This window comes from Streptomyces sp. MMBL 11-1 (assembly GCF_028622875.1).
Taxonomy (GTDB): Bacteria; Actinomycetota; Actinomycetes; order Streptomycetales; family Streptomycetaceae; genus Streptomyces.
This window is the reverse complement of sequence record NZ_CP117709.1, coordinates 5,725,112-5,748,336: the sequence shown is the minus strand read 5'-3', so window position 1 is coordinate 5,748,336 and position 23,225 is coordinate 5,725,112. Positions and strand designations below refer to the sequence as shown.

At 72.9% G+C, this 23,225-nt stretch carries 20 protein-coding genes; 12 read left to right on the top strand and 8 right to left on the bottom strand.

From position 1 onward, the window contains the following. Positions 1–11 precede the first annotated feature (11 nt). Together meaB and PSQ21_RS25770 are read right to left on the bottom strand one after the other, a co-directional pair. Positions 12–980: a methylmalonyl Co-A mutase-associated GTPase MeaB gene (meaB, locus tag PSQ21_RS25775; protein WP_274033392.1), complete on the bottom strand. Its 969-nt coding sequence runs from the start codon at positions 978–980 to the stop codon at positions 12–14. Between the two features lie 56 nt (positions 981–1,036). Continuing rightward, a complete protein-coding gene (locus tag PSQ21_RS25770; protein WP_274035938.1) occupies positions 1,037–2,212 on the bottom strand; it encodes an acetyl-CoA C-acetyltransferase in 1,176 nt (391 codons plus the stop codon). Positions 2,213–2,387: 175 nt separating this feature from the next. Between PSQ21_RS25770 and mce the strand changes: the two genes are divergently transcribed. From mce to PSQ21_RS25735, 7 genes are all read left to right on the top strand, one after another. After that, the gene (gene mce / locus PSQ21_RS25765; protein ID WP_274033391.1) at positions 2,388–2,816 is read left to right on the top strand and encodes a methylmalonyl-CoA epimerase; all 429 of its coding nucleotides are present in this window, start codon (positions 2,388–2,390) and stop codon (positions 2,814–2,816) included. Between the two features lie 205 nt (positions 2,817–3,021). Next, a complete protein-coding gene (gene scy, locus PSQ21_RS25760) occupies positions 3,022–6,915 on the top strand; it encodes a polarized growth protein Scy (protein ID WP_274033389.1) in 3,894 nt (1,297 codons plus the stop codon). 181 nt (positions 6,916–7,096) lie between these two features. After that, a complete protein-coding gene (locus PSQ21_RS25755) occupies positions 7,097–8,035 on the top strand; it encodes a cellulose-binding protein (protein ID WP_274033387.1) in 939 nt (312 codons plus the stop codon). An 84-nt stretch (positions 8,036–8,119) separates the two neighbouring features. Next, the gene (locus PSQ21_RS25750) at positions 8,120–9,115 is read left to right on the top strand and encodes an ABC transporter ATP-binding protein (protein ID WP_274033385.1); all 996 of its coding nucleotides are present in this window, start codon (positions 8,120–8,122) and stop codon (positions 9,113–9,115) included. 4 nt (positions 9,116–9,119) lie between these two features. After that, entirely contained in the window at positions 9,120–9,899 is a 780-nt protein-coding gene (locus PSQ21_RS25745) for an ABC transporter permease subunit (RefSeq protein ID WP_274033384.1), read from the top strand. Positions 9,900–10,048: 149 nt separating this feature from the next. Further along, on the top strand, positions 10,049–11,236 hold the full coding sequence (locus tag PSQ21_RS25740) for an ABC transporter ATP-binding protein (RefSeq protein WP_274033382.1): 1,188 nt from the start codon (positions 10,049–10,051) through the stop codon (positions 11,234–11,236). Continuing rightward, positions 11,233–12,084, top strand: a complete 852-nt coding sequence (locus PSQ21_RS25735; protein WP_274033381.1) for an ABC transporter permease subunit — start codon at positions 11,233–11,235, stop codon at positions 12,082–12,084. Before PSQ21_RS25740 ends, PSQ21_RS25735 begins: the two co-directional genes overlap by 4 nt. Before the next feature lie 71 nt (positions 12,085–12,155). Here PSQ21_RS25735 and PSQ21_RS25730 read toward each other — a convergent pair whose 3' ends face one another. Beyond that, on the bottom strand, positions 12,156–12,485 hold the full coding sequence (locus PSQ21_RS25730; RefSeq protein ID WP_274033379.1) for an ATP/GTP-binding protein: 330 nt from the start codon (positions 12,483–12,485) through the stop codon (positions 12,156–12,158). Between the two features lie 209 nt (positions 12,486–12,694). On the opposite strand from PSQ21_RS25730, the gene PSQ21_RS25725 reads away from it, so the two are divergent. Next, positions 12,695–13,744: an LLM class flavin-dependent oxidoreductase gene (locus tag PSQ21_RS25725; protein ID WP_274033378.1), complete on the top strand. Its 1,050-nt coding sequence runs from the start codon at positions 12,695–12,697 to the stop codon at positions 13,742–13,744. Between the two features lie 127 nt (positions 13,745–13,871). Here PSQ21_RS25725 and PSQ21_RS25720 read toward each other — a convergent pair whose 3' ends face one another. Next, positions 13,872–14,264 (bottom strand): SCO5389 family protein, encoded by a 393-nt coding sequence (locus tag PSQ21_RS25720; RefSeq protein WP_003966234.1) that lies wholly within the window; start codon positions 14,262–14,264, stop codon positions 13,872–13,874. Between the two features lie 273 nt (positions 14,265–14,537). On the opposite strand from PSQ21_RS25720, the gene nucS reads away from it, so the two are divergent. After that, a complete protein-coding gene (gene nucS / locus PSQ21_RS25715; RefSeq protein WP_097870781.1) occupies positions 14,538–15,209 on the top strand; it encodes an endonuclease NucS in 672 nt (223 codons plus the stop codon). A gap of 110 nt (positions 15,210–15,319) precedes the next feature. Here nucS and PSQ21_RS25710 read toward each other — a convergent pair whose 3' ends face one another. From PSQ21_RS25710 to PSQ21_RS25700, 3 genes are all read right to left on the bottom strand, one after another. Further along, positions 15,320–17,833, bottom strand: a complete 2,514-nt coding sequence (locus PSQ21_RS25710) for an ATP-binding protein (RefSeq protein ID WP_274033376.1) — start codon at positions 17,831–17,833, stop codon at positions 15,320–15,322. A gap of 336 nt (positions 17,834–18,169) precedes the next feature. Further along, on the bottom strand, positions 18,170–18,493 hold the full coding sequence (locus tag PSQ21_RS25705) for an STAS domain-containing protein (RefSeq protein WP_003966237.1): 324 nt from the start codon (positions 18,491–18,493) through the stop codon (positions 18,170–18,172). A 280-nt stretch (positions 18,494–18,773) separates the two neighbouring features. After that, positions 18,774–19,622: a 3-hydroxyacyl-CoA dehydrogenase family protein gene (locus PSQ21_RS25700; protein WP_274033373.1), complete on the bottom strand. Its 849-nt coding sequence runs from the start codon at positions 19,620–19,622 to the stop codon at positions 18,774–18,776. Between the two features lie 369 nt (positions 19,623–19,991). On the opposite strand from PSQ21_RS25700, the gene PSQ21_RS25695 reads away from it, so the two are divergent. Continuing rightward, complete coding sequence (locus tag PSQ21_RS25695) at positions 19,992–20,564, top strand: cob(I)yrinic acid a,c-diamide adenosyltransferase (protein ID WP_097867633.1); 573 nt, start codon at positions 19,992–19,994, stop codon at positions 20,562–20,564. A gap of 2 nt (positions 20,565–20,566) precedes the next feature. Here the strand turns inward: PSQ21_RS25695 and PSQ21_RS25690 are convergent, their stop codons facing one another. Further along, on the bottom strand, positions 20,567–21,145 hold the full coding sequence (locus PSQ21_RS25690) for a hypothetical protein (RefSeq protein ID WP_274033371.1): 579 nt from the start codon (positions 21,143–21,145) through the stop codon (positions 20,567–20,569). A gap of 151 nt (positions 21,146–21,296) precedes the next feature. Between PSQ21_RS25690 and PSQ21_RS25685 the strand changes: the two genes are divergently transcribed. After that, the gene (locus PSQ21_RS25685) at positions 21,297–22,496 is read left to right on the top strand and encodes a sensor histidine kinase (protein WP_274033369.1); all 1,200 of its coding nucleotides are present in this window, start codon (positions 21,297–21,299) and stop codon (positions 22,494–22,496) included. After that, a complete protein-coding gene (locus tag PSQ21_RS25680; RefSeq protein WP_274033368.1) occupies positions 22,493–23,143 on the top strand; it encodes a response regulator in 651 nt (216 codons plus the stop codon). The genes PSQ21_RS25685 and PSQ21_RS25680 overlap by 4 nt, the downstream gene beginning before the upstream one ends. The last annotated feature ends 82 nt before the right edge of the window (positions 23,144–23,225 follow it).

Below are 23,225 nucleotides of genomic sequence, written 5' to 3'. Positions count from 1 at the left end.
CGCCCCACCGCTCAGGAGCTTCCCGTCAGCCCCGCCACCAGCTCGTCCGCCGCCGCGTACGGGTCCAGGGTCCCCGCCACGATGCGCTCGGCCAGCGCCTGCAGGCGGCGGTCGCCGCGCAGGTCGGCGATCCGCTCGCGGAGCGCGGTGACGGCGATCGTCTCGACCTCGTGCGCGGCGCGGGCGGTGCGGCGCGCGGCCAGGACGCCGTGCTCCTCCATCCAGGCCCGGTGCTTCTCCAGGGCCTCGACGACCTCGTCGGTGCCCTGGCCCCGGGCGGCGACCGTCTTCACGATCGGGGGGCGCCAGTCGCCGGGGCCCCGGGACTCCCCCAGGCCCAGCATGTGGTTCAGCTCGCGGGCGGTGGCGTCCGCGCCCTCCCGGTCCGCCTTGTTGACCACGTACACATCGCCGATCTCCAGGATCCCGGCCTTGGCCGCCTGGATGCCGTCGCCCATGCCCGGGGCGAGCAGCACGACGGACGTGTCCGCCTGGGAGGCGATCTCCACCTCGGACTGGCCGACGCCGACCGTCTCGACGAGGACCACGTCGCAGCCCGCCGCGTCCAGCACCCGGATGGCCTGCGGCGCGGACCAGGCGAGGCCGCCCAGGTGGCCCCGGGTCGCCATCGAGCGGATGTAGACGCCCGGGTCGGAGACGTGGTCCGCCATCCGGATCCGGTCGCCCAGCAGCGCCCCGCCGGAGAACGGCGAGGACGGGTCGACGGCGAGGACGCCGACCCGCTTGCCCGCCCGGCGGTAGGCGGAGACCAGGGCCGAGGTGGAGGTGGACTTGCCGACGCCCGGCGAGCCCGTGAGCCCGACGACGTAGGCGTGGCCCGCCAGCGGCGCCAGCGCGGCCATCACCTCCCGCAGCTGCGGGGACGCCCCCTCCACCAGCGAGATCAGCCGGGCCACCGCACGCGGCCTGCCTGCTCGCGCCTGTTCGACCAGCGTGGGGACGTCCACGTCCACGTTCACCGCTCCGTATCCGTTGCTCTGCCCGGACCCGTCCGGGTCCGGAATCGTGACGGGTCCTACTTGCCCGGGACGCGGATGATCAGCGCGTCGCCCTGACCACCGCCGCCGCACAGCGCCGCGGCGCCCGTGCCGCCGCCGCGCCGCTTCAGCTCCAGGGCCAGGTGCAGGACGATCCGGGCGCCGGACATGCCGATGGGGTGGCCGAGCGCGATGGCGCCGCCGTTGACGTTGACCTTGTCCGAGGTGACGCCGAGGTCCTTCATGGACTGGACGGCGACGGCCGCGAACGCCTCGTTGATCTCGATCAGGTCGAGGTCCTCGACGCCGAGGCCCTCCTTCTCCAGGGCGTGCCGGATGGCGCCCGAGGGCTGCGACTGGAGGGAGTTGTCGGGGCCCGCGACGTTTCCGTGGGCGCCGATCTCGGCGATCCAGTCGAGGCCCAGCTCCTCGGCCCTGGCCTTGCTCATCACAACGACCGCGGCGGCGCCGTCGGAGATCTGCGAGGAGGTACCGGCGGTGATCGTGCCGTCCTTGGCGAAGGCGGGGCGCAGCTTGCCGAGGGTCTCCGCGGTCGTCTCGGCGCGGATGCCCTCGTCCCGGGCGAAGAGGACCGGGTCGCCCTTGCGCTGCGGGATCTCGACCGGGGTGATCTCGGCCTCGAAGAGGCCGTTCTTCTGGGCGGCGGCGGCCCGCTGGTGGGACTGCGCGCCGATCTCGTCCTGGGCGGCGCGGCCGAGTCCGAGGCGGCCGTTGTGCTTCTCGGTGGACTCTCCCATCGGGATGTTCTCGTACGCGTCGGTGAGGCCGTCGTGCGCCATCGAGTCCAGCATCCCGATCGCACCGTACTTGTGGCCCTCACGGGACTTGGGGAGCAGGTGCGGGGCGTTGGTCATGGACTCCTGGCCGCCCGCGACCACCACGTCGAACTCCCCGGCGCGGATGAGCTGGTCGGCCAGCGCGATGGCGTCGAGCCCGGACAGGCACACCTTGTTGACGGTGAGCGCGGGGACGTTCATCGGGATGCCGGCCTTGACCGCGGCCTGCCGGGCGGGAATCTGGCCCGCGCCCGCCGTGAGGACCTGACCCATGATCACGTACTGGACCTGGTCGCCGCCGATGCCGGCCCGGTCCAGGGCGGCCTTGATGGCGAAGCCGCCGAGGTCGGCGCCGGAGAAGCTCTTGAGGGAGCCGAGGAGGCGGCCCATGGGCGTCCGGGCGCCCGCGACGATCACTGAGGTGGTGGTACCGGTCGTTGCTGGCATGGGCACGGCCCCTTGGGATCGGATGTGAACGAGGGTTTACATGAATGTACTGAGAGGTACCGCGCCCGTCATCCGGCAACCGGTGTGACGGCGCGCACGTTGGGTAACCGTGGCGGGAGCGTCGGAGCGCGGCCATGCTGAATCCATGCTGACGCGCATCGACCACATCGGTATCGCCTGTTTCGACCTGGACAAGACGGTGGAGTTCTACCGTGCCACGTACGGATTCGAGGTGTTCCACAGCGAGACCAACGAGGAGCAGGGGGTCCGGGAGGCCATGCTCAAGATCAACGAGACCTCGGACGGCGGTGCTTCGTACCTCCAGTTGCTGGAGCCCACCCGGGAGGATTCGGCGGTCGGCAAGTGGCTGGCGAAGAACGGGGAGGGCGTGCACCACATCGCCTTCGGCACGGAGGACGTGGACGGGGACGCGGCGGACATCCGCGAGAAGGGCGTCCGGGTGCTGTACGACGAGCCCAGGACGGGGTCGATGGGGTCCCGGATCACGTTCCTGCACCCCAAGGACTGCCACGGCGTCCTCACCGAACTGGTCACGAGCAGGGCGGAGCACTGACCACCGCATACCCGGCCCGGTAGAGTGGGCGTTTCCGGGCCGGGGCCGGGTCGGGGCCGTACCGCGTCCTCGTCGTTCGTCTGTCACCATTTCCCCGGGGGACCGCGCGTCGACGAGACAGTGTGCGTGCGGAGAGTTGCGACCAGGGTTGGGGTCTCCCCTGCTCGAAAGAAGTTGAGAGCTCGGGGAAGGATGGGACCGCGCAGTGCGGGGCTACGAACGCCAGGAGAGCCACCGGGCTGAAGACGACCATCTCTCGCGGTTCGAGGCCGAGATGGACCGGCTGAGGACCGACCGGGAGAAGGCCGTCCAGCACGCCGAGGACCTCGGTTACCAGGTCGAGGTCTTGCGTGCGAAGCTGCACGAGGCCCGGCGCAATCTCGCCACCCGCCCCGCCTACGACAGCGCTGACCTCGGCTACCAGGCCGAGCAGATGCTGCGGAACGCGCAGGTCCAGGCCGAGCAGATGCGCAGTGACGCCGAGCGCGAGCTGCGCGAGGCCCGCGCCCAGACGCAGCGGATCCTGCAGGAGCACGCCGAGCACCAGGCGCGCCTGCAGGCCGAGTTGCACGCCGAGGCCGTCCAGCGCAGACAGCGGCTCGACCAGGAGCTGGCGGAACGCCGCCAGACCGTCGAGTCCCACGTCAACGAGAACGTCGCCTGGGCCGAACAGCTGCGCGCCCGCACCGAGTCGCAGGCCCGCCGGCTGCTGGAGGAGTCCCGCGCCGAGGCGGAGCAGGCGCTGGCCGCCGCCCGCGACGAGGCCGCCCGGCTGGCCGAGGAGACCCGTCGGCGTACCGGCTCGGAGACCGAGACCGCCAGGGCCGAGGCCGAGGCGATCCTGCTGCGCGCCCGCAAGGACGCCGAGCGTCTCCTCGGTGCCGCCACCGCCCAGGCGCAGGAGGCCACCAGCCACGCGGAGCAGCTGCGTTCCAGCACGACCGCGGAGACCGACCAGGCCCGCCAGCGGACCGCCGAGCTGAACCGGTCCGCCGAGCAGCGCCTCTCGGAGGCCGAGACCCGGCTGCGCGAGTCCCGTCTGGAGGCCGAGAAGCTCCTCTCCGAGGCCAAGGACGCCGCCGCCAAGCAGCTGGCCGCCGCCGAGTCGCAGAACGAACAGCGCACCCGTACGGCCAAGTCGGAGATCGCCCGGCTGGTCGGCGAGGCCACCAAGAGCACCGAGGCGCTGAAGGAGGAGGCCGAACAGGCCCTCGTCGACGCCCGCGCCGAGGCGGAGCGGCTGGTCGCCGAGGCGGGCGAGAAGGCCCGTACGGTCGCCGCCGAGGACGCCGCCGCCCAGCTGGCGAAGGCGGCCCGCAGCGCCGAGGAGGTGCTCACCAAGGCCGCCGAGGACGCGAAGTCGACCACGAAGGCGGCGAGCGAGGAGGCCGAGCGGATCCGCCGCGAGGCGGAGGCCGAGGCGGACCGCCTGCGCGGCGAGGCCGCCGAGCAGGCCGACGAGCTCAAGGGCGCGGCCAAGGACGACACCAAGGAGTACCGGGCCAAGACGGTCGAGCTCCAGGAGGAGGCCCGCCGGCTGCGCGGCGAGGCCGAGACGCTGCGCTCCGAGGCGGTCGCCGAGGGCGAGCGGATCCGGGGCGAGGCCCGCCGCGAGGCGGTCCAGCAGCTGGAGGAGGGGGCCCGCACCGCGGAGGAGCTGCTGACCGAGGCCCGCTCCGACGCGGACGAGCTGCGCACCAAGGCGAACGGCGAGAGCGAGCGCATCCGCACCGAGGCCGCCGAGCGGGCCGCGACCCTGCGCAAGCAGGCCGAGGAGACGCTGGAGCGCACCCGGACCGAGGCCGACAAGCTGCGGGCCGACGCCGAGGAGCAGGCGGCGGCCGTCACGGAGGCGGCCGAGCGGGCCGCGACCGAGCTGCGCGAGGAGACCGAGCGCGGCGTCGCCGCCCGGCAGGCCGAGGCGGCCGACGAGCTGACCCGGCTGCACACCGAGGCCGAGGCGAAGCTCGCCGCCGCCGAGGAGGCGCTCGGCGAGGCCCGGACCCAGGCCGAGCGGATCCGTCGCGAGACGAGCGAGGAGTCCGAGCGGCAGCGCGCGGAGGCCGCCGAGCGGGCCCAGGCACTGACCGAGCAGGCCGTGGCGGAGGCCGAGCGGCTGCGCGACGAGGCCGCCGCCGACGCCGCCCAGTCCCGTGCCGAGGGCGAGAGCGTCGCCGTCCGGCTGCGCGGCGAGGCCGCCGCCGAGGCGGAGCGGCTCAGGTCCGAGGCGCAGGAGAGCGCCGACCGGGTGCGCGCGGAGGCCGCGGCCGCCGCCGAGCGGGTCGCCGCCGAGGCCGCCGAGGCGCTGGCCGCCGCCCAGGAGGAGGCCACGCGCCGCCGCCGGGAGGCCGAGGAGATCCTCGGCGCGGCCCGGACCGAGGCGGAGCAGGAGCGCGAGCGGGCCCGCGAGCAGAGCGAGGAGCTGCTCGCCTCCGCCCGCAAGCGGGTCGAGGAGGCCCAGGCCGAGGCGGACCGGCTCGTCGAGGAGGCGGACGCCCGGGCGGCCGAGCTGGTCTCGACGGCGGAGCAGACGGCCCAGCAGGTACGGGACTCCGTCGCGGGTCTGCAGGAGCAGGCCGAGGAGGAGATCGCCGGGCTGCGTTCGACGGCGGAGCATGTCGCGGAGCGCACCCGGAGCGAGGCGCAGGAGGAGGCGGACCGGGTCCGCGCCGACGCGCACGCGGAGCGGGAGCGTGCCTCCGAGGACGCGGTCCGGCTGCGCGGCGAGGCGAACGAGGAGGCGGCCCGTCTCCGCCGGGAGGCCGAGGAGGAGACCGACGCTGCGAAGGCACTGGCCGAACGTACGGTCTCCGAGGCGATCAGCGAGTCGGAGCGGCTGCGCGCGGACACCTCCGAGTACAGCCAGCGGATGCGCACCGAGGCGTCCGACGCGCTGGCGTCGGCGGAGCAGGACGCGTCGAAGGCCCGTGCCGAGGCCCGGCAGGACGCCAACCGGATCCGTTCGGAGGCGGCGGCCCAGTCGGACCGGCTGATGGCCGAGGCGGCCAACGAGAGCGAACGCATCCGCAACGAGGCGGCCCAGGCCTCCGAGCAGCTCGTCGTCGAGGCCACCACGGAGGCCAACCGCCGCCGGGCCGAGTCCACCGAGCAGGCGGACCGGATGCTGGCCGAGGCGACCGACGAGGCCGAGCGGCTGCGCGCGGAGGCGGCCGAGCGGCTCGGCTCCGCGCAGGAACACGCGGCCCGTACCCGCGAGGAGACGGAACGGCTGCGCGCGGAGGCGGAGTCGGCGGCCGAGGAGCTGCGTTCGGAGGCGCGCCAGGAGGCGGACCGGGTGCTGGACGAGGCCCGCGAGGCGGCGGCCAAGCGCCGGGCGGACGCGGCCGAGCAGGCGGACCAGCTCATCAACAAGGCGCGGGAAGAGGCGCTGCGTACGGCCACCGAGGCCGAGGGGCAGGCCGACACGATGGTGGGCGCGGCCCGCAAGGAGGCCGTGCGCATCACCTCGGAGGCGACCGTCGAGGGCAACACCCTGGTCGAGCGCGCCCGTGCCGACGCCGACGAACTGCTCGTCGGCGCGCGGCGCGACGCGACGGCGATCCGGGACCGGGCCGAGGAGCTGCGGGCCCGGCTGGAGAGCGAGATCGAGGAGCTGCACGAGCGGGCTCGCCGGGAGACGTCCGAGCAGATGAAGACCGCCGGCGAGCGCGTCGACAACCTGATGAAGGCGGCGACCGAGCAGCGCGACGAGGCCGAGGCGAAGGCCAAGGAGCTGATGGCCCAGGCCAATTCGGAGGCGAGCAAGGTTCGTATCGCCGCGGTGAAACGGGCCGAGTCGCTGCTGAAGGAGGCCGAGGCCAAGAAGGCCGGGCTGATCCGCGAGGCGGAGAAGCTGCGCGCCGACGCCGAGGCCGAGGCCGAGCAGACGGTCGACGAGGGCAAGCGCGAGCTGGACGTCCTGGTGCGCAGGCGCGAGGACATCAACGCGGAGATCTCCCGTGTCCAGGACGTGCTGGAGGCGTTGGAGTCTTTCGAGTCCCCGACCGGGGGCGGGAAACCGGCCGGCGGCGCCGCGGGGAGCGCCAAGACTCCGGCGGCGGCGGGCACGCGATCGGGGGGTAAGTCGTCCGAGCGGTAGCCGGTCCGCGTGCGCCGCGCTTCGTCATGGACATTCAACCCTCAGTGGCAAGCGCGCCGGGGGTCAGCCACTCAAAAGGGGTGTCATTCTCCAGATCAAACCGGCATCTGCACGCTGACACGCCGCCATGGCCCCTAGGATTCCCTCTATCACCTCACCGGTCTCATTCGACAGGAACCTCATGAGTGACCCTTCCTCCCCCTTCGGCTTCGAGCTCGTGCGACGTGGCTACGACCGCGGTCAGGTGGACGACCGCATCAGCAAGCTCGTCGCCGACCGTGACAGCGCTCTGGCCCGAATCACCTCTCTGGAAAAGCGCATCGAGGAGCTTCACCTCGAGACGCAGAACGCCCAGGCCCAGGTAAACGACGCCGAGCCGTCGTACGCCGGTCTCGGTGCCCGTGTCGAGAAGATTCTCCGCCTCGCCGAGGAGGAGGCCAAGGACCTGCGCGAGGAGGCCCGTCGCGCGGCCGAGCAGCACCGTGAGCTGGCCGAGTCGGCGGCCCAGCAGGTGCGCAACGACGCCGAGTCGTTCGCCGCCGAGCGCAAGGCGAAGGCCGAGGACGAGGGCGTCCGCATCGTCGAGAAGGCCCAGGGCGAGGCGAACACGCTGCGCACCGACGCCCAGAAGGACGCCCAGCAGAAGCGCGAGGAGGCCGACGCCCTCTTCGAGGAGACCCGCGCCAAGGCCGCCCAGGCCGCGGCCGACTTCGAGACCAACCTCGCCAAGCGCCGCGAGCAGTCGGAGCGCGACCTCGCGTCCCGTCAGGCCAAGGCCGAGAAGCGTCTCGCCGAGATCGAGCACCGTGCCGAGCAGCTCCGCCTGGAGGCCGAGAAGCTCCGCACGGACGCCGAGCGCCGGGCCCGCCAGACGGTGGAGACCGCGCAGCGCCAGGCCGAGGACATCGTCGCCGACGCCAACGCCAAGGCCGACCGGATCCGCAGCGAATCGGAGCGCGAGCTGGCGGCGCTCACCAACCGCCGCGACTCGATCAACGCGCAGCTCACCAACGTCCGCGAGATGCTGGCGACGCTGACCGGCGCCGCCGTGGCCGCGGCCGGTTCCCCGGCGGAGGACGATTCCGCCACCCGCGGCGTCCCGGCCCAGCAGACCCGCTGACCCCCGGCGCGTGTAGGGCCCCCGCGTGCGCCCGGTTCCGCCTTTGTGGTGGCGCCGGGCGCTCGGGCGTTCTAGCGTGAACGCATGATCGAGCTCGAGGGACTCACCAAACGATTCGGCAGCAAGGTCGCCGTCGATCATCTGTCGTGCCAGGTCAGACCGGGCATCGTGACCGGCTTCCTCGGCCCGAACGGGGCAGGTAAGTCCACCACGATGCGGATGATGCTCGATCTCGACAACCCGACCAGCGGTACGGTGCGCATCGACGGCAAGCACTACCGCGATCTCCAGGAACCGCTGAAGTACATCGGGGCGCTCCTCGACGCCAAGGCGATGCACGGCGGCCGCAGCGCGTACAACAACCTGCTGTGCCTGGCGCAGAGCAACCGCATCCCCAGCAGCCGGGTCGACGAGGTCCTCGACATGGTCGGCCTGAGCGCGGTGGCGAGGAAGAAGTCCAAGGGCTTCTCCCTCGGCATGGGCCAGCGGCTCGGCATCGCGTCGGCGCTGCTGGGCGATCCCGAGATCCTGATGTTCGACGAGCCGGTCAACGGGCTGGACCCCGAGGGCATCCACTGGATCCGCAATCTGATGAAGGCGCTCGCCTCGGAGGGCCGGACGATCTTCGTCTCCTCCCACCTGATGAGCGAAATGGCGCTGACCGCCGACCATTTGATCGTGATCGGCCAGGGCAAGCTGCTCGCCGACACCTCGATGGCGGACTTCATCCACGAGAACTCCCGCAGCTACGCGCGGCTGCGCTCCCCGCAGCAGGAGCGGCTGCGGGACGTGCTGCACCAGGAGGGTTACACCGCCGTGGAGACGGCGGGCGGCGTCCTGGAGATCGACGGCGCCACCACCGAGGAGTTGGGCGAGCTGGCCGCCCGGCACCACCTGGTGCTGCACGAGCTGAGCTCCCAGCGGGCCTCCCTGGAAGAGGCGTTCATGCAGATGACCGCCGGTTCGGTGGAGTACCACGCCCATGGGGAGCCGGGCCCGGCGGCCGAACCGCCACCGGTGGGGGCCGGCTGGGGCGAGAACTGGAACAAGCCCGACGGCACCGACGGCAAGGGGGCGTGACGACATGGCATCGGTACCCGCGGTTCTCACCTCGGAATGGACCAAGATCCGGTCGGTCTCCTCGACCATCTGGACCCTCATCTCCGCGTTCGTCGTCACGGTCGCGATGGGCGCGGCGCTCGCCGCCCTGCTGAACGCCACGTTCGACGACCTCTCCGAGGCCGAGCAGGCCACGTTCGACCCGACCTTCATCAGCTTCTCCGGGACCGTTCTCGGCCAGCTCGCCATGGTGGTGTTCGGGGTCCTCGTCGTCGGCACCGAGTACAGCTCCGGCATGATCCGCACCTCGCTGGCGGCGGTGCCCCAGCGCGCGACGTTCCTCCTCGGCAAGATCACGGTCGCCGGGGTGCTGGCCCTCGTCGTGGGGCTGCTCACCAGCTTCGTCTCGTTCTTCCTCGGACAGGCCATGCTCGGCGACCGGGGCACCGACCTCGGCGCGGAGAACGTGCTGCGGGCGGTGGTGGGCGGCGGGCTCTACATGGGGCTGATCGCGATCTTCTCCATGGGGGTGGCGGCGATGCTGCGCAGTTCCATGCTGTCGCTCGGCATCCTGATGCCGTTCTTCTTCCTGGTCTCGCAGATCCTCGCGGCGGTGCCGGGCGCCAAGAGCGTCGCCCGGTACTTCCCCGACCAGGCCGGTTCGAAGATCATGCAGGTCGTCCCGGAGGCGCTGAACAGCGATCCGGCCCCGTACGGCCCCTGGGCGGGGCTCGGGATCATGGCACTCTGGGTGCTGGCGGCGGTGGTCGGCGGCGTGCTGGTCCTGAAGAACCGGGACGCGTGAGAGGCGCCCCGGTACCGGTGACGGCCCGGTAGCGGGCTGTGCTCAACTTGGCCGGAACCGTCAGCGCCTGGTTATCCTCCTAATTCCAACGGGGGTGCGTGGCGGGTGCCCGGGCCCCGGACGACAGAGTGAGTCGATGGGGCTGGAGAATGATCGAGGCAGTCGGCCTGACCAAGCGCTACGGCGCGAAGACGGCCGTGGACGACCTTTCCTTCCAGGTGCGGCCGGGGGCCGTCACCGGCTTCCTCGGTCCCAACGGGTCGGGCAAGTCCACGACCATGCGCATGATCCTCGGCCTGGACCGCCCCACCGCAGGTCACGTCACGATCGGCGGCCACCCCTACCGCAACCTGCCGAACGCCCCGCGCCAGGTGGGCGCGCTGCTGGACGCCAAGGGCGTGCACGGCGGCCGCACCGCCCGCAACCACCTGCTGTCCCTGGCCCAGCTGGCCGGCATCCCGGCGGCCCGGGTCGATGAGGTGCTGGGCGTCGTCGGCCTCCAGGACGTCGCCAAGCAGCGCTCCCGGGGCTTCTCGCTCGGGATGGGGCAGCGGCTCGGGATCGCGGCCGCGCTGCTCGGCGATCCGCAGGTGCTGCTGTTCGACGAGCCGGTCAACGGTCTCGATCCGGAGGGCATCCACTGGGTCCGCAATCTGATGAAGGCGCTCGCCGCCGAAGGGCGTACGGTCTTCGTCTCCTCGCACCTGATGAGCGAGATGGCCCTCACCGCCGACCGTCTGATCGTGATCGGGCGCGGCCGGCTGCTCTCCGACATGAGCGTCACGGACTTCATCTCCGCCAACTCCGCCGACTTCGCCCGGGTCCGGGTGCCGGACGACGGCCCCGAGGAGCGGCAGAAGCTGACGGCCGCGCTCATCGAGGCGGGCGGCCGGGTCATGACGGAGCCGGGCGGGGCGCTGCGGGTCACCGGGCTGCCGCTGCCGCGGATCAGCGACCTGGCCCACGGGTGCGACGTACGGCTCTGGGAGCTGTCGCCGCACCAGGCCTCCCTGGAGGAGGCGTACATGCGCCTCACGCAGGGCCTGGTGGACTACCGCTCGACGGACGACGCCAAGGCGCATCTCATGGAGCCGCTCCCCCAGGAGGCGTACGGGAGCGCCGACGGCTTCGTGTACCCCGAGCCGGTGGAGGTGCCGCAGGAGGGCTGGTACGCCCCGCCGCCGCCCGGGCCGGGCCGGAGCCCCGTACCCGCCGTACCCTCCCCCGCGCCGGCCGAGCCCTCTCCCGCCGCGCCGGCCGAGCCCTCTCCCGCCGCGCCGGCCGAGCCCTCTCCCGCCGCGTCGGCCGGAGAGCAGACGAGCAAGGACCTCCGATGACCACGCCGGCCACCCCCCAGGCCCACCAGCAGGCGCCCGACGCCGGCCCGCCGGGCTCCTACGAGTCGCCGATCCCGATCCGGGCCGCCACCCTCGGCGACGCGGTCGCCTCGGAGTGGACCAAGATCCGTTCCGTGCGCGCCACGATCTGGACACTCGGCGTGATGGTCGCGCTGATGCTGACGGTCGGGCCGGGCACCGCGCTGCTGCTGGCGGCGGACAGCGGCGGCGGTATGCCGGACGAGCCGGTCCTGGCCCTCGGCTTCTTCGGGGTGCTGCTGGGATCGATCTGTGTGATCACGCTCGGTGTGCTGACCATCGGGTCCGAGTACAGCACCGGCATGATCCGTACGACGCTGACGGCCTGTCCGAGCCGGGGCCGGGTGCTCGCGGCGAAGGCGATCGTCTTCGCCGCGCTGTCCTTCGCCGTCACGACGGTGACCTCCGCGGTCGTGGCGGGGCTCCAGAGCCTGATCCTGGACGGCCCCGCCGCGTCCGGCGGCGACTGGGTGCTCGCCACGGCCGGTGTCGGGCTCTATCTCGCGGCACTCGGCCTGCTGTCGCTCGGGGTCGGCGCGATCGTGCGGCACTCGGCGGGTGCGATCACCATCATGATCGGCGTGGTGCTGGCGCCCCTGGTCCTCGCGCTGTTCATGTTCGACGACAGCCTGCGGGACCTTCGGCACTTCCTGATCGACTACTCGATCCCCAACCAGATCGGCGGGATATACGGCACGACGATGACCAGTACCGGTCCGACCGGCTGGGAGCCGCCGCTGCTGATGCTGGCCCTGGCCGCCGCGGTTCTGTGCGGGGCCGTCGCGCTACTGAACCGGCGCGACGTCTGAGGGATTGAGCGGGGCTGGAGGGACCGAGCGGGGCCCAAGGGGATCGCGCGGAGTCCGAGGGCCGGTCGCCCTCAGTAGCGCGGAGCGTTCCGGGACCGCTGCACCCTGGTGGTGCGGCGGTCCCTCGCGTTCCAGCACGCCTTGTGCCAGTGCCTGCGGTCGTCGATGCCGCCGAACTCGGGCCAGGTCACGAGGTGCGGGACCCCGGAGGGGATCTCCTGGTCGCAGCCGGGGCAGCGGTACCGCTTGCCCTGGGCGCTCGCGCCGCTGACCGGGCGCACCGACCACTCCTCGCCCTGCCAGCTCTCGGTGACCCCTCCCCCGCCGTACCTGCCGGGCGCCGAGCCGGGACGTTCGTCGGACATCTCGCCGCCACGGGGACGGTTACGGCGCGGGGACACAGGACACCTCACGGGGCGGATCGGACACGGTCTCCCCAGCCTAGAGCCTGGCGCCGGGGGCAGCGGTCGGACGGTCCGGCGGCCCGGTTCGGCAGTGGGGTGAGTTAGCGGAAAATCGCAACAACTTCCTCCTGGACCGTGCCTTTGGCACGTGTCAGACGTTGTTGCCGGTGGGGGAGAACGCGTCGGCCGCGAGGAGGCAATAGGCGATGCGCATCGGAACGTTCGTTCTGGCAGCCCAGTTCCCGGGACAGGGGCCGGGTGAGGCCCTGCACCGGGCCGTCCGGTCCACCGAGGTCGCGGAGGAGAGCGGTCTCGACTCGGCCTGGCTGGCCGAGCACCACTTCGTGCCGTACGGGGTCTGCCCGTCCGCGACCACGCTGGCAGCGCTGCTGCTGGGCCGCACCCGCAGAATCCGGGTCGGCACGGCGGTCAGCGTGCTGCCCAACCACCATCCGGTCGCGCTCGCCGAGCAGGCCGCGCTGCTGCATCTGACCAGTGGCGGCCGCTTCTCGCTCGGGGTGGGCCGGGGCGGTCCGTGGGTGGACCTGGAAGTGTTCGGCGGCGGTCTCGACGCGTACGAGAACGGCTTCCCCGAGGCGCTCGGCCTGGTGCTCGACTGGCTGCGGGAGCCGCGCGTCGCGGGGCGCGGCGAGCGGTTCGGCTTCCGCGAGGTGGCGGTGGTGCCGCGCGCGGACGAGCTGCTGGAGGGCCCGGCGGACGCGGGGCCGGGTGCCACGGGACCCGAGGTCGTCGTGGCGTGCACCTCGCCGAAGAGCGTGCGGCTCGCGGCTCGGCAGGCGCTCCCGATGCTGCTGGGCATGCACTGCGGGGACGAGGAGAAGGTGGAGATGACCGCTCTGTGGCGCACGGCCGCCCGGGAGGCCGGCCATCCGCCCGAGGTGGTGGAGGGGGCCGCGCATGTGTCCGCCGGGGTGGCGCAGATCGAGGACGGCGCCGGGGAGGCCACGGAGATGCTGGTCAAGTCGATGCCCGGCTGGCTGCGCCAGGGGCTCGACGCCCATGTCACGGTCGACGGCAGGCACCGCGTGATGCGGGACCCCGTCGCGTACACGGAACTGCTCTGCGGGCTGCACCCGGTGGGCCCGCCGCGGCTGGCGGCCGACCGGCTGGCGGCCACGGCCGAGCGCACCGGGATCACGCGCTTCGCCCTCCTGGTGGAGGGGTCGGGCGATCTCGCGGCGACCGAGGAGAACGTCCGGCGGCTGGGCGCCGATGTGCTGCCGCTGCTCACCTGACCTGCCCCGGCCTGCCGCTGTTTCCCCGGAGACCGCTGTGGAACCTGTGGTGTGTGTATGGAGGGGCAGGAGCTGCCGCCCCGGAGCCAGTTGCACCTCCCGTGGCCCGGGGCGGCAGCAGAAGCGTTCAGCAGTCCCGTAGTTCGGGCGACTGGTTGAGCAACTGGCCCCTCACCGAGGTGAACTTGGCCAGCCGGTCGTCGACCGAGGCGTCCAGCGGGAACACCGCGACGCGGTGGCAGTTCTGGAAGGCGATGCGCACTCCGAAGTGCCGCTGGAGCGCGCCGCGTATCGCATCACTCGCGAGCGCGCGCAGCAGCTGACCACGTGCCTGCTCGTCCGGCGGCGGCGTCTGGTTGTCGGCGAACTGTCCACCGTCGACCTTCAGCTGAGCCACCAGCGAGCTGATCATCTCCCATGCGAAGGGCAGGGAGGTCCGGACGCAGTCGACGAAGTCGGCTTCGTCGACCTCGCCTCGCTCGGCCTGTTCCAACAGCGCCGGTGAGACGTCGAGCGACATGGGTTCTCCTCTCGCGACCCCGGACGGTGGCCGGGGCCTTACGGGCAGGGAAGGGGGCGGCGACGACGCAGCGTGCACGGGCGGCGACCTCCTGCTTCCACGGTAAGCGCGCGGTCGGGGCCGCACCAGGAGATTGGGAACACAACCGGCCAATAACGAAGGGTCGCAAAGAGGGGCAAGCCCGCATCGGCCCGGGGCGGTGTGCACCGAGGGGCAGGGGCGACGGGTGGGGAAATCGCGCGGAGCCCCCGTCGTCGAGTAGCGTTGCCGACCATGCGTCTCGTCATCGCCCGTTGCTCCGTGGACTACGCGGGCCGGCTCACAGCCCACCTGCCCTCCGCCCCCCGACTGATCCTGGTGAAGGCGGACGGAAGCGTCTCCATCCACGCCGACGACCGGGCGTACAAACCGCTCAACTGGATGTCCCCGCCGTGCACCCTGAAGGAGGGCGCCGACGGTGAGGAAGGCGTCTGGACCGTGGTGAACAAGGCGGGCGAAAAACTGATCATCACGATGGAGGAAGTCCTCCACGACTCGTCGTACGAGCTGGGCGTCGACCCGGGGCTCATCAAGGACGGCGTGGAAGCGCACCTCCAGGAGCTGCTCGCGGACCGGATGGAGATCCTCGGCGAGGGCCACACCCTGATCCGCCGCGAATACCCCACCGCCATCGGGCCGGTGGACATCCTGTGCCGGGACGCGAACGGCCAGACGGTGGCCGTGGAGCTGAAGCGGCGCGGTGACATCGACGGAGTCGAGCAGCTGACGCGCTATCTGGAGCTGCTGAACCGCGACCCGCACCTCGCGCCGGTCCGGGGCGTCTTCGCCGCGCAGGAGATCAAGCCGCAGGCCCGGGTGCTGGCGACGGACCGCGGCATCGGCTGCCTGGTCCTGGACTACGACGCGATGCGGGGCATCGAGGACGACAAGCTGCGGCTGTTCTGAGCGACGACCGGCCGCGGCCGGTCCGAGCGGCGGCGTCAACGAGGGCCGGGCGGCTCACGCGGAAGAAGCGTGAGCCGCCCGGCCCTCGTCGGTCCAGCCGCCGGGCGGGCTCAGAACGCCGGTTCGGTGGCGGCGTCGGACTCGGGGTCGCCCGCCGGCTCGACGGGACCGATCGCGGAGGAGGAGCCCTGGACGGGCGAGGGCTCGTCGGTGGGCGTCTCGGTCGGCTTTCCGCTCTCCGACCCGGACGGCGTGGGGTCCGGGCTCTCGCTGTCGCTCTCGCTCGCCGTGGGCGTGGGCGAGGTCTTCGTCGGCGTCGGCTCGCTCGGGGAGCTGCTGCTCCCGCCGTCCGTCGGCTCCTCCGTCCCCGGCGACGTACCGCTCGACGTGGAGGCGCTCGGGGACGGGGAGCCGGACGTGCTGGGGCTCGCCGAACCCGAGGGGCCGGGGGTCGTGGCCGTCGCGGCTCCGGCTGTCTCACCGGCCGGGGCGGAATCGCCCGTGGGCCCGTCCGTGACCGTGCCGTCGTCGGTCGGGTCCGCGGTGTCCGTCTGCTCGGTGGTGACGTTGCGGCTGCCCGGCTCGTCGCCGTCGCCGTCGCCCGCGGTGACGCCGAGCGTGACGACGGTGCCGAGCACCGCGATCAGCACGGCGCCCGCGCCCGCGGCGGCCAGGTTGCGCCGGGCGCCGCCCAGGACGGCCCGGCCGGGGCTTCTGCGCGCGGCGGGGGCGGGCGGCAGCGAGGAGACGACCGTGGGCTCCTCCTCGGCCGGCTGCCGCATGAACACCGGCGCACCGGGGAACCCGCCGGGCGGCGTGCCCGGAGCGTCCTGGCGCACCATGGGCACCTCGTCGACCGATGAGGTGCGGCCGAGCGGGGCGAAGTCGCCCGAGCGGTCCGCGACCAGGGCGAGCGCCCGGCGTCCGGCCACGGCCCCGGACCTGTCGGCGAGCGCGCCGCGCATCCCGATCGAGGTCTCCAGCTCGGTCCGGGCCCGGTCCGGATTGCCGGTGCAGAGCGCGAGGACGCCCAACTCGTGGTGGAAGTAGGCCTCCTCGGCGACCTCGCCGGCGATCCTGGCGGCCTCCTGGCCGATTCTGAGGGCCCGCTCCCAGGCTCCCCAGCCCAGCCCCGCGGCGAAGGCCGGGGAGGCGCTGCGGGCCAGCAGGACGGCCGCGCTGGCCGCTCCCGCCTCGTCGCCCGGGACCAGCCGGGCCAGGGAGGCGACGATCGCGTCGGCCTCGGCGACGGCCCGTTCCGGGGTGACCGAGGGGTGCGAGGCCCACCAGGCGTAGTGCTGGGCGGCGGTACGGGCGTGGGCGGCGGCGTCGTCCTCGTAGCCGGCCGCCGCCAGCTGGGCGAGGACTCCGGCGGCGAGGCGGTAACGGGGGCCGGCCGGGGAGAGCAGGCCGCAGCCCGCGAGCTCGCCGAGCGCGGCGTCCGCGTGGGTGTCGCCCACGAGCGCCGGCAGATGGGCCTGGTGGGGCACCTCGCCGCCGAGGGCGACGGCGAAGCGCAGGGTGGCGCGGGCCGCCTCGCTGAGCCGGGAGGCGAGCAGCACGGCGGGCGCGGCCCCCTCGCCGAGGCTCGGCAGCGGGACGTCGAGGGCTTCGGCGGCGGGCGCGGCGGGGGCCGGCGGCGCGTCGCCCGCGCGTGGCTCGAAGTAGTCGTACTCGTCGAAGGCTTCGGGGCCGGCGCGCAGCCGGTCGCGCTGCACGAGGAGGGATCCGGCCTGGACGAAGCGGAGCGGCAGGCCCTCGGACTCGAACCAGAGGTCGCCCGCCCAGTTCCGCTCCTCCTCCGTGAGGGGGCGCTCGACGACCTTCTCCAGGAGGTCCAGCGAGGCACCGCGCCCGAGGCCTGCGAGGAGCACCTCCTCCAGGTGGGCGTCGCCCCCGGGAGCGGTGACGCCAGGGGTGGCGGCGTCGGGGGTGGCGGCGACCAGGAAGGCGCACTCGGGAGTGGCGGCGAGCAGTTCGTCGAGGGCCGCTCCGCCGATCTCCAGGTCGTCGATGGTGACGACGGCGCCGATGGACCGGACGAGCGCGAGCAGTTCATCGCGGTCGGGGCGGTGGTTCGGGGCCTTGTAGACGGTGTCGAAGAGGGCGTGCAGGAGATCGGCGCCGGTGCGGCCCCGGCCGTTGAGGCGGACGACTCCGTCGGGGGCGAGGTCCGCGCAGTCGTCGGCGACGGCGTCCAGCAGCGCGGTGCGGCCGGAACCGGCCTGGCCGGTGAGGCGGACGCTGCGGCCGCGGGCCAGCAGGCGGACCAGGCGCTCGCGCTCCTCCTGGCGCTCCAGGAGCGGCGGCTGCGGGGCGGGCGGGCCGGGGGGCACCGGGGGTGCGCCGGCGCGTTCGTGGTCGGCCCGTTCGGCGGAGGTGCGGCGGACCGGGGCGTCGGGGCCCGAGCCGGGCGGGCAGGACTCGACCTCGCTGCCGTCGACGGGGTTGACCGTGAGCAGCAGGTCGCCGACGGTCAGCTGGACGACGCGGACCTGCTGCGGTGTCCCCGGGCCGAAGTCGGCGCCGCCGGAGTCGCGGGACGGCCGGCGGTGGCCCGGCTCGCCGCCGGAGCGGTCGTGGCCCTGCCCGTACTCCTCGGGCTCCCGGTGTGTCGGGTCCATCGCAAAGTCCCCCAGACGCGTCGTGCGCGGTTGCCCCTCCCGGCCTCACACGCGCCCGCTGTCGCTTCCGGTCCGGTGTCCGCCCATGGGTTCGTTGTCATTCGGCGGACGGCCGAACCCTAGACCTTGGCACAGTATTCACGAACCGCCGGGGTACCACGCCGTCCAGGACGTCACGTTCCGGTGAGGATTGCGTGACTTCTGCCGCCGGGTTCGGTCCCTCCGGCCCTCGGCCCCGGCTGCCGGGATCCCGGCGGGAGGCGCGCGGCGGCCCGGATCCGGCGAGGCCGGCGGCGCCCCGGGTCCCGGCGAGGCCGGCGGCGGCGCGCACGTCCGTCAGACGCGCGGCAGCGACTCCGCGGCGATGCCGCCCTCGATGGCCAGGATGCGGTGCAGCCGGGTGGCCACCAGGAGGCGCTGCATCTGCGGCGGCACGCCGCGCAGCACGAGGCGGCGTCCGGCCCGTCCGGCGCGGCGGTGGGCTCCCATGATGACGCCGAGTCCGGTGGCGTCCCAGGAGTCCAGCTCGGTCAGGTCCAGCACGAGGTCGCCGACGCCGTCGTCCACGGCCGAGTGCAGGACCGTACGGGCGTCCGCCGCGCTTCGGACGTCGAGGCGGCCCCCGACGACCAGCTCGGCGTGGTCGCCCCTGATGTGCATATGCGCTCCCCGGTCGTGCTCCGTAGAAGGTCGGTCTGTCTGGTCCGCCGTCGGCTCCGCCATGGCCGTGTCTCCGCCACGCGTGGCCCAGCCCCTGCCACCACTGACTGTCGTGACGACGGGGAAGTTGCCGTCTGTGGGCGAACCGACATCGAATTCACTCGGTGGAGTGACTCCGGTTCGCCGAAGGCAGGCCCCTGCCCGGTAGGATCCCCGACTTCCCCGGCCCGGGCGGCGGCGGACCGGCGGGCCGAGGGAATGGATCCGGGGATGGATCCGGTCAGTACGTGTAGAAGCCCTGCCCGCTCTTGCGCCCGATGTCACCTGCGTCGACCATCCGGCGCATCAGTTCCGGGGCGGCGAACTTCTCGTCCTGCGACTCGGTGTAGATGTTGCTCGTGGCGTGCAGCAGGATGTCGACGCCGGTCAGGTCCGCGGTGGCGAGCGGGCCCATGGCGTGGCCGAAGCCCAGCTTGCAGGCGGTGTCGATGTCCTCGGCCGAGGCGACGCCCGACTCGTACAGCTTGGCGGCCTCGACGACGAGCGCCGAGATCAGCCGGGTGGTGACGAAGCCCGCCACATCGCGGTTGACGACGATGCAGGTCTTGCCGACCGACTCGGCGAACTCCCGGGCGGTGGCGAGGGTTTCGTCGCTGGTCTTGTAGCCGCGCACCAGCTCGCAGAGCTGCATCATCGGGACCGGCGAGAAGAAGTGCACGCCGACGACGCGTTCCGGACGCTCCGTCACGGCCGCGATCTTGGTGATCGGGATGGCGGAGGTGTTGGACGCGAGAACGGTGTTCTCGCCGACGACCTTGTCCAGGGCCCGGAAGATCTCGTGCTTGACTTCCAGCTTCTCGAAGACGGCTTCCACGACCACGTCCGCGTCCGCCACGGCGTCGAGGTCGGTGGTCGTGGTGATGCGGGCGAGCGCGGACTCGGCGTCGGCCGCGTCCAGCTTGCCCTTGGAGACGAACCTGTCGTACGAGGCCCTGATCCCGTCACGGCCCCGGGTCAGCGCGGCGTCGGTGACGTCCCGCAGCACGACGTCCCAGCCCGCCTGGGCGGAGACCTGCGCGATCCCGGATCCCATGAGTCCGGCCCCGATGACGGCAAGCTTCCTGGCCACGTTCGCACCCCTTGGTCTCTGTTCGCCCGTGCGCTTCTGTTCACGGCGGTTCACATGCTCTCCGGCGGAGATTAGTACCCGTCGGGCGCGCTGGGGCGGTGAAGAGATGCGCGTCACGTCTCAGATGACGGACATCACACCGGGACACGTCATTCGGCTCCGCGCCGCGCGGAGTTGAGGACCTGGTCGCCGGGCGGCCGACGAGAAGCGGCAGGGGGCCGGCCTCGCGCGGGACGGCCTCGGCGGCCGACCCGCCCGGGTCGCGGGAGCGGGCGCCCCCGGCCCTCGTCGCCCCGGCCCGCGCCGCCGCGGCCGTGACCGTGGGCACACGGGTCTCCCGGCGGGCCGGAGCGTAACTACGCTGGACCCATGGTCAATCTGACGCGCATCTACACCCGGACCGGCGACCAGGGCACCACGGCCCTCGGCGACATGAGCCGCACCGCCAAGACCGATCTGCGGATCTCGGCGTACGCGGACGCCAACGAGGCCAACGCGGCGATCGGCGCGGCCATCGCGCTGGGGCAGCTGCCCGAGGCGCTGGTGAAGGTCCTCGTACGGGTCCAGAACGACCTCTTCGACGTGGGCGCGGACCTGTGCACCCCGGTGGTCGAGGACCCGAAGTACCCTCCGCTGCGGGTGGAGCAGTCCTACATCGACAAGCTGGAGGCGGACTGCGACACCTTCCTGGAGGAGCTGGAGAAGCTGCGCAGCTTCATCCTCCCCGGCGGTACGCCCGGCGCGGCCCTGCTGCACCAGGCGTGCACCGTGGTCCGGCGCGCCGAGCGGTCCACCTGGGCGGCGCTGGAGGTGCACGGGGAGTCGATGAACACCCTGACCGCCACCTACCTCAACCGCCTCTCCGACCTCCTGTTCATCCTGGCGCGGAGCGCGAACAAGGAGGTCGGGGACGTGCTGTGGGTGCCGGGCGGCGAGCGGTAGGCCTACAGCCGGTCGGCCCGCTCCCGCTCCGCCACCTTGTCCGTGTCCTTCGGCGCCTGCTTCGGGAACACCGTGTAGCCGGCCGCGAGGATCAGGTTGATCCCGATCACCCAGCCCATCTTCTGCTGCCACATCCGCAGCGAACCGGTCTCCCCGCCGGGGCCGACGTACCAGACCGCTGCCTGGAGCAGACCCAGCGCGACCACGGCGGCGAGGATCCAGCGGGCGGCGGTGCGCCACTCGTGGGCGGCGCGGGCCATGCCGTACTTCGGCGGCTTCACCGGCGGCGGGCCGCCGAACCAGCGGTGGGCGACGCGGGCGTCGACCCACTTGATGGTGGAGTGGCCCAGGCCCACGGTGAAGCCGATGTAGACGGCGGCCAGGCCGTGCTTCCAGTCCGGCTCGGCCCCGTTCTTCAGGTCGATGGCGGTCACCACCAGCAGGACGACCTCCAGCAGCGGCTCGCACAGCAGCACGGCCGCGCCGAGCTTCGGTTTCCTCGCGACGTACCGCAGGGCGAGTCCGGCGGCCAGCAGAACCCAGAACGCGACCTCGCAGGCCACGACCAGTAGAGCGATCACGACGTCTCTCCTCCCGTTCTCTCCCAGCCTCCCGGCCGCCGGGCGCGGATACGTCGTCGGCAGTGACGAAACGGGACTGCATCGTTCGATGTAGTCGGGGATCGGCCCACGAAGGGAGGTCCGAAGGCGGCGGTGCGTGTTGGATGGAGGGGTGCCCACCTCGATCCGCCCCGACCGCGACGCGGTGACCCTGGCCGCCTCCGGGCTGCTCGGGGGGCTGCTCCTGTGGCTGCTGGGCCTGCACACCCAGGGCGGCCGGCCCTTCGCCGCCCCCTGGGTCGCCCTCGTACCGCTGACCGCGATGGCCGCCGCCGAGCTGCTGCGCCGCGCCGCCCCGCGCACGGCGCTGATGACCGGCACGCTCGCGCTGGTGGCGGACCAGTTCACCCGGGGCAACCTCGCCACCGTCCTGATGTTCACGGACGTCATGTACGCGGCCGTGCTGTACGGGACCCCGGCCGCCGCCCGCCGCCTCCCGGTGGCCACACTCCTGATCACCGTCGCGTCCACGATCGGCTTCCTGGCCTGGTTCCACAAGCCGGAGGCGCTGCTGATCGGCCTGGTCATCGGGCTGGTCTCCTTCGGCCCCGCGCTGACCGGGGTCAGTGTCCGCAGCCATCGCTCCGCCGCCGACAGCGCCCGGCTGGCCGCCGCGCAGACCGCGCGGCTGGCCGAGATGGACCGGACGCAGGCGGTGGTCGCCGAGCGCGCCCGGATGGGACGGGAGCTGCACGACATGGTGGCCAACCACCTCTCCGCCGTGGCGATCCACTCCACGGCGGCCCTGTCCATCGACGACCCGGAGACCTCCCGGAACGCCCTGAAGGTGATCCGGGAGAACAGTGTCGAGGGGCTGGCGGAGATGCGCCGGCTGATCGGGCTGCTGCGGGAGGGCGGCGAGGACGACGCCCCGGAGGCGGCCCCGACGCTCGCTTCCCTGGACGCGCTCGTCGAGCAGACGAACGTCAACGGGGCGTCCAGCGGGCTGGTCTGCACCCTGGAGGGCGCCGGGGACGCGGTGCCCGAAGCGCTGCCGACGCCGGTCGAGCTGGCCGCCTACCGGATTGTGCAGGAGTCCCTGACCAACGCTCTCAAGCACGCGGCGCCGGGCCCGGTCACCGTGCGGCTCGGCCACACCGGCGGGGTGCTGACGATCGAGGTGACCAGTGTGTTCGGCAGCCGCCCCGGTCCCACGGCGCCCGGATCGGAGGCTGGCCTGGTGGGCATGCGGGAGCGGGTGGCCCTGCTCGGCGGGAGGATCACCGCGGGGGCCGAGCCGGACGGCGACGGAACCAAGATCTGGCGGGTACGGGCCGAACTGCCCGTGGAGGAAAGGACGGTGCGGGAATGACGATCCGGGTACTGGTCGCGGAGGACCAGGCGGCGGTGCGCGCCGGGCTGGTGCTGATCCTCTCCAGCGCGCCGGACATCGAGGTCGTCGGGGAGGCGGCGGACGGCGAGGCGGCGGTGCGCCTGGCGCGTGAACTCCGCCCGGACCTGGTGCTGATGGATGTGCAGATGCCGCGCCTCGACGGGGTGTCGGCGACCCGGCAGGTGGTGTCGGAGGAGCTCGCGGACGTCCTGGTGCTGACCACGTTCGATCTGGACGAGTACGTCTTCGGGGCGCTGCGCGCGGGGGCCTCCGGCTTCCTGCTGAAGAACACCGATGCCCGCGATCTGCTGGAGGCGGTACGGACGGTGGCGCGCGGCGAGGGGCTCATCGCTCCGGCCGTGACCCGTCGGCTGATCGCGGAGTTCGCCGGGGCGTCCCCCGTACGCGGACGGGGGACGGCCGATCGCGCGGTGCTGGACGCGCTCACGCGACGCGAGCTCGAAGTGCTGGGGTGCCTGGGCGGGGGCTTGTCGAACGCGGAGATCGCGCTGCGTCTCTCGATGGCCGAGGCCACGGTGAAGACGCACGTCAGCAGGGTGCTGGGCAAGCTGGAGCTGCGCAGCCGGGTTCAGGCGGCGGTCCTGGCACAGGAGTTGGGGATCTGAGCGGCGATCCGATCTTTGGTCCAGACCTCTTGACGATTGGTCCAGACCTTCCTACTGTCACCGAAACACACTGCGGTGAGTA

Excerpts from the sequence above, each read along its gene's own strand:
- PSQ21_RS25740 (WP_274033382.1), top strand. The coding sequence starts at position 10,049 with ATGATCGAGGCAGTCGGCCTGACCAAGCGCTACGGCGCGAAGACGGCC.
- PSQ21_RS25680 (WP_274033368.1), top strand. The coding sequence starts at position 22,493 with ATGACGATCCGGGTACTGGTCGCGGAGGACCAGGCGGCGGTGCGCGCC.
- mce (WP_274033391.1), top strand. The coding sequence starts at position 2,388 with ATGCTGACGCGCATCGACCACATCGGTATCGCCTGTTTCGACCTGGAC.
- PSQ21_RS25755 (WP_274033387.1), top strand. The coding sequence starts at position 7,097 with ATGAGTGACCCTTCCTCCCCCTTCGGCTTCGAGCTCGTGCGACGTGGC.
- PSQ21_RS25720 (WP_003966234.1), bottom strand. The coding sequence starts at position 14,264 with ATGTCGCTCGACGTCTCACCGGCGCTGTTGGAACAGGCCGAGCGAGGC.
- PSQ21_RS25705 (WP_003966237.1), bottom strand. The coding sequence starts at position 18,493 with ATGCACATCAGGGGCGACCACGCCGAGCTGGTCGTCGGGGGCCGCCTC.
- PSQ21_RS25710 (WP_274033376.1), bottom strand. The coding sequence starts at position 17,833 with ATGGACCCGACACACCGGGAGCCCGAGGAGTACGGGCAGGGCCACGAC.
- PSQ21_RS25735 (WP_274033381.1), top strand. The coding sequence starts at position 11,233 with ATGACCACGCCGGCCACCCCCCAGGCCCACCAGCAGGCGCCCGACGCC.
- PSQ21_RS25695 (WP_097867633.1), top strand. The coding sequence starts at position 19,992 with ATGGTCAATCTGACGCGCATCTACACCCGGACCGGCGACCAGGGCACC.
- nucS (WP_097870781.1), top strand. The coding sequence starts at position 14,538 with ATGCGTCTCGTCATCGCCCGTTGCTCCGTGGACTACGCGGGCCGGCTC.
- PSQ21_RS25745 (WP_274033384.1), top strand. The coding sequence starts at position 9,120 with ATGGCATCGGTACCCGCGGTTCTCACCTCGGAATGGACCAAGATCCGG.
- PSQ21_RS25725 (WP_274033378.1), top strand. The coding sequence starts at position 12,695 with ATGCGCATCGGAACGTTCGTTCTGGCAGCCCAGTTCCCGGGACAGGGG.
- PSQ21_RS25750 (WP_274033385.1), top strand. The coding sequence starts at position 8,120 with ATGATCGAGCTCGAGGGACTCACCAAACGATTCGGCAGCAAGGTCGCC.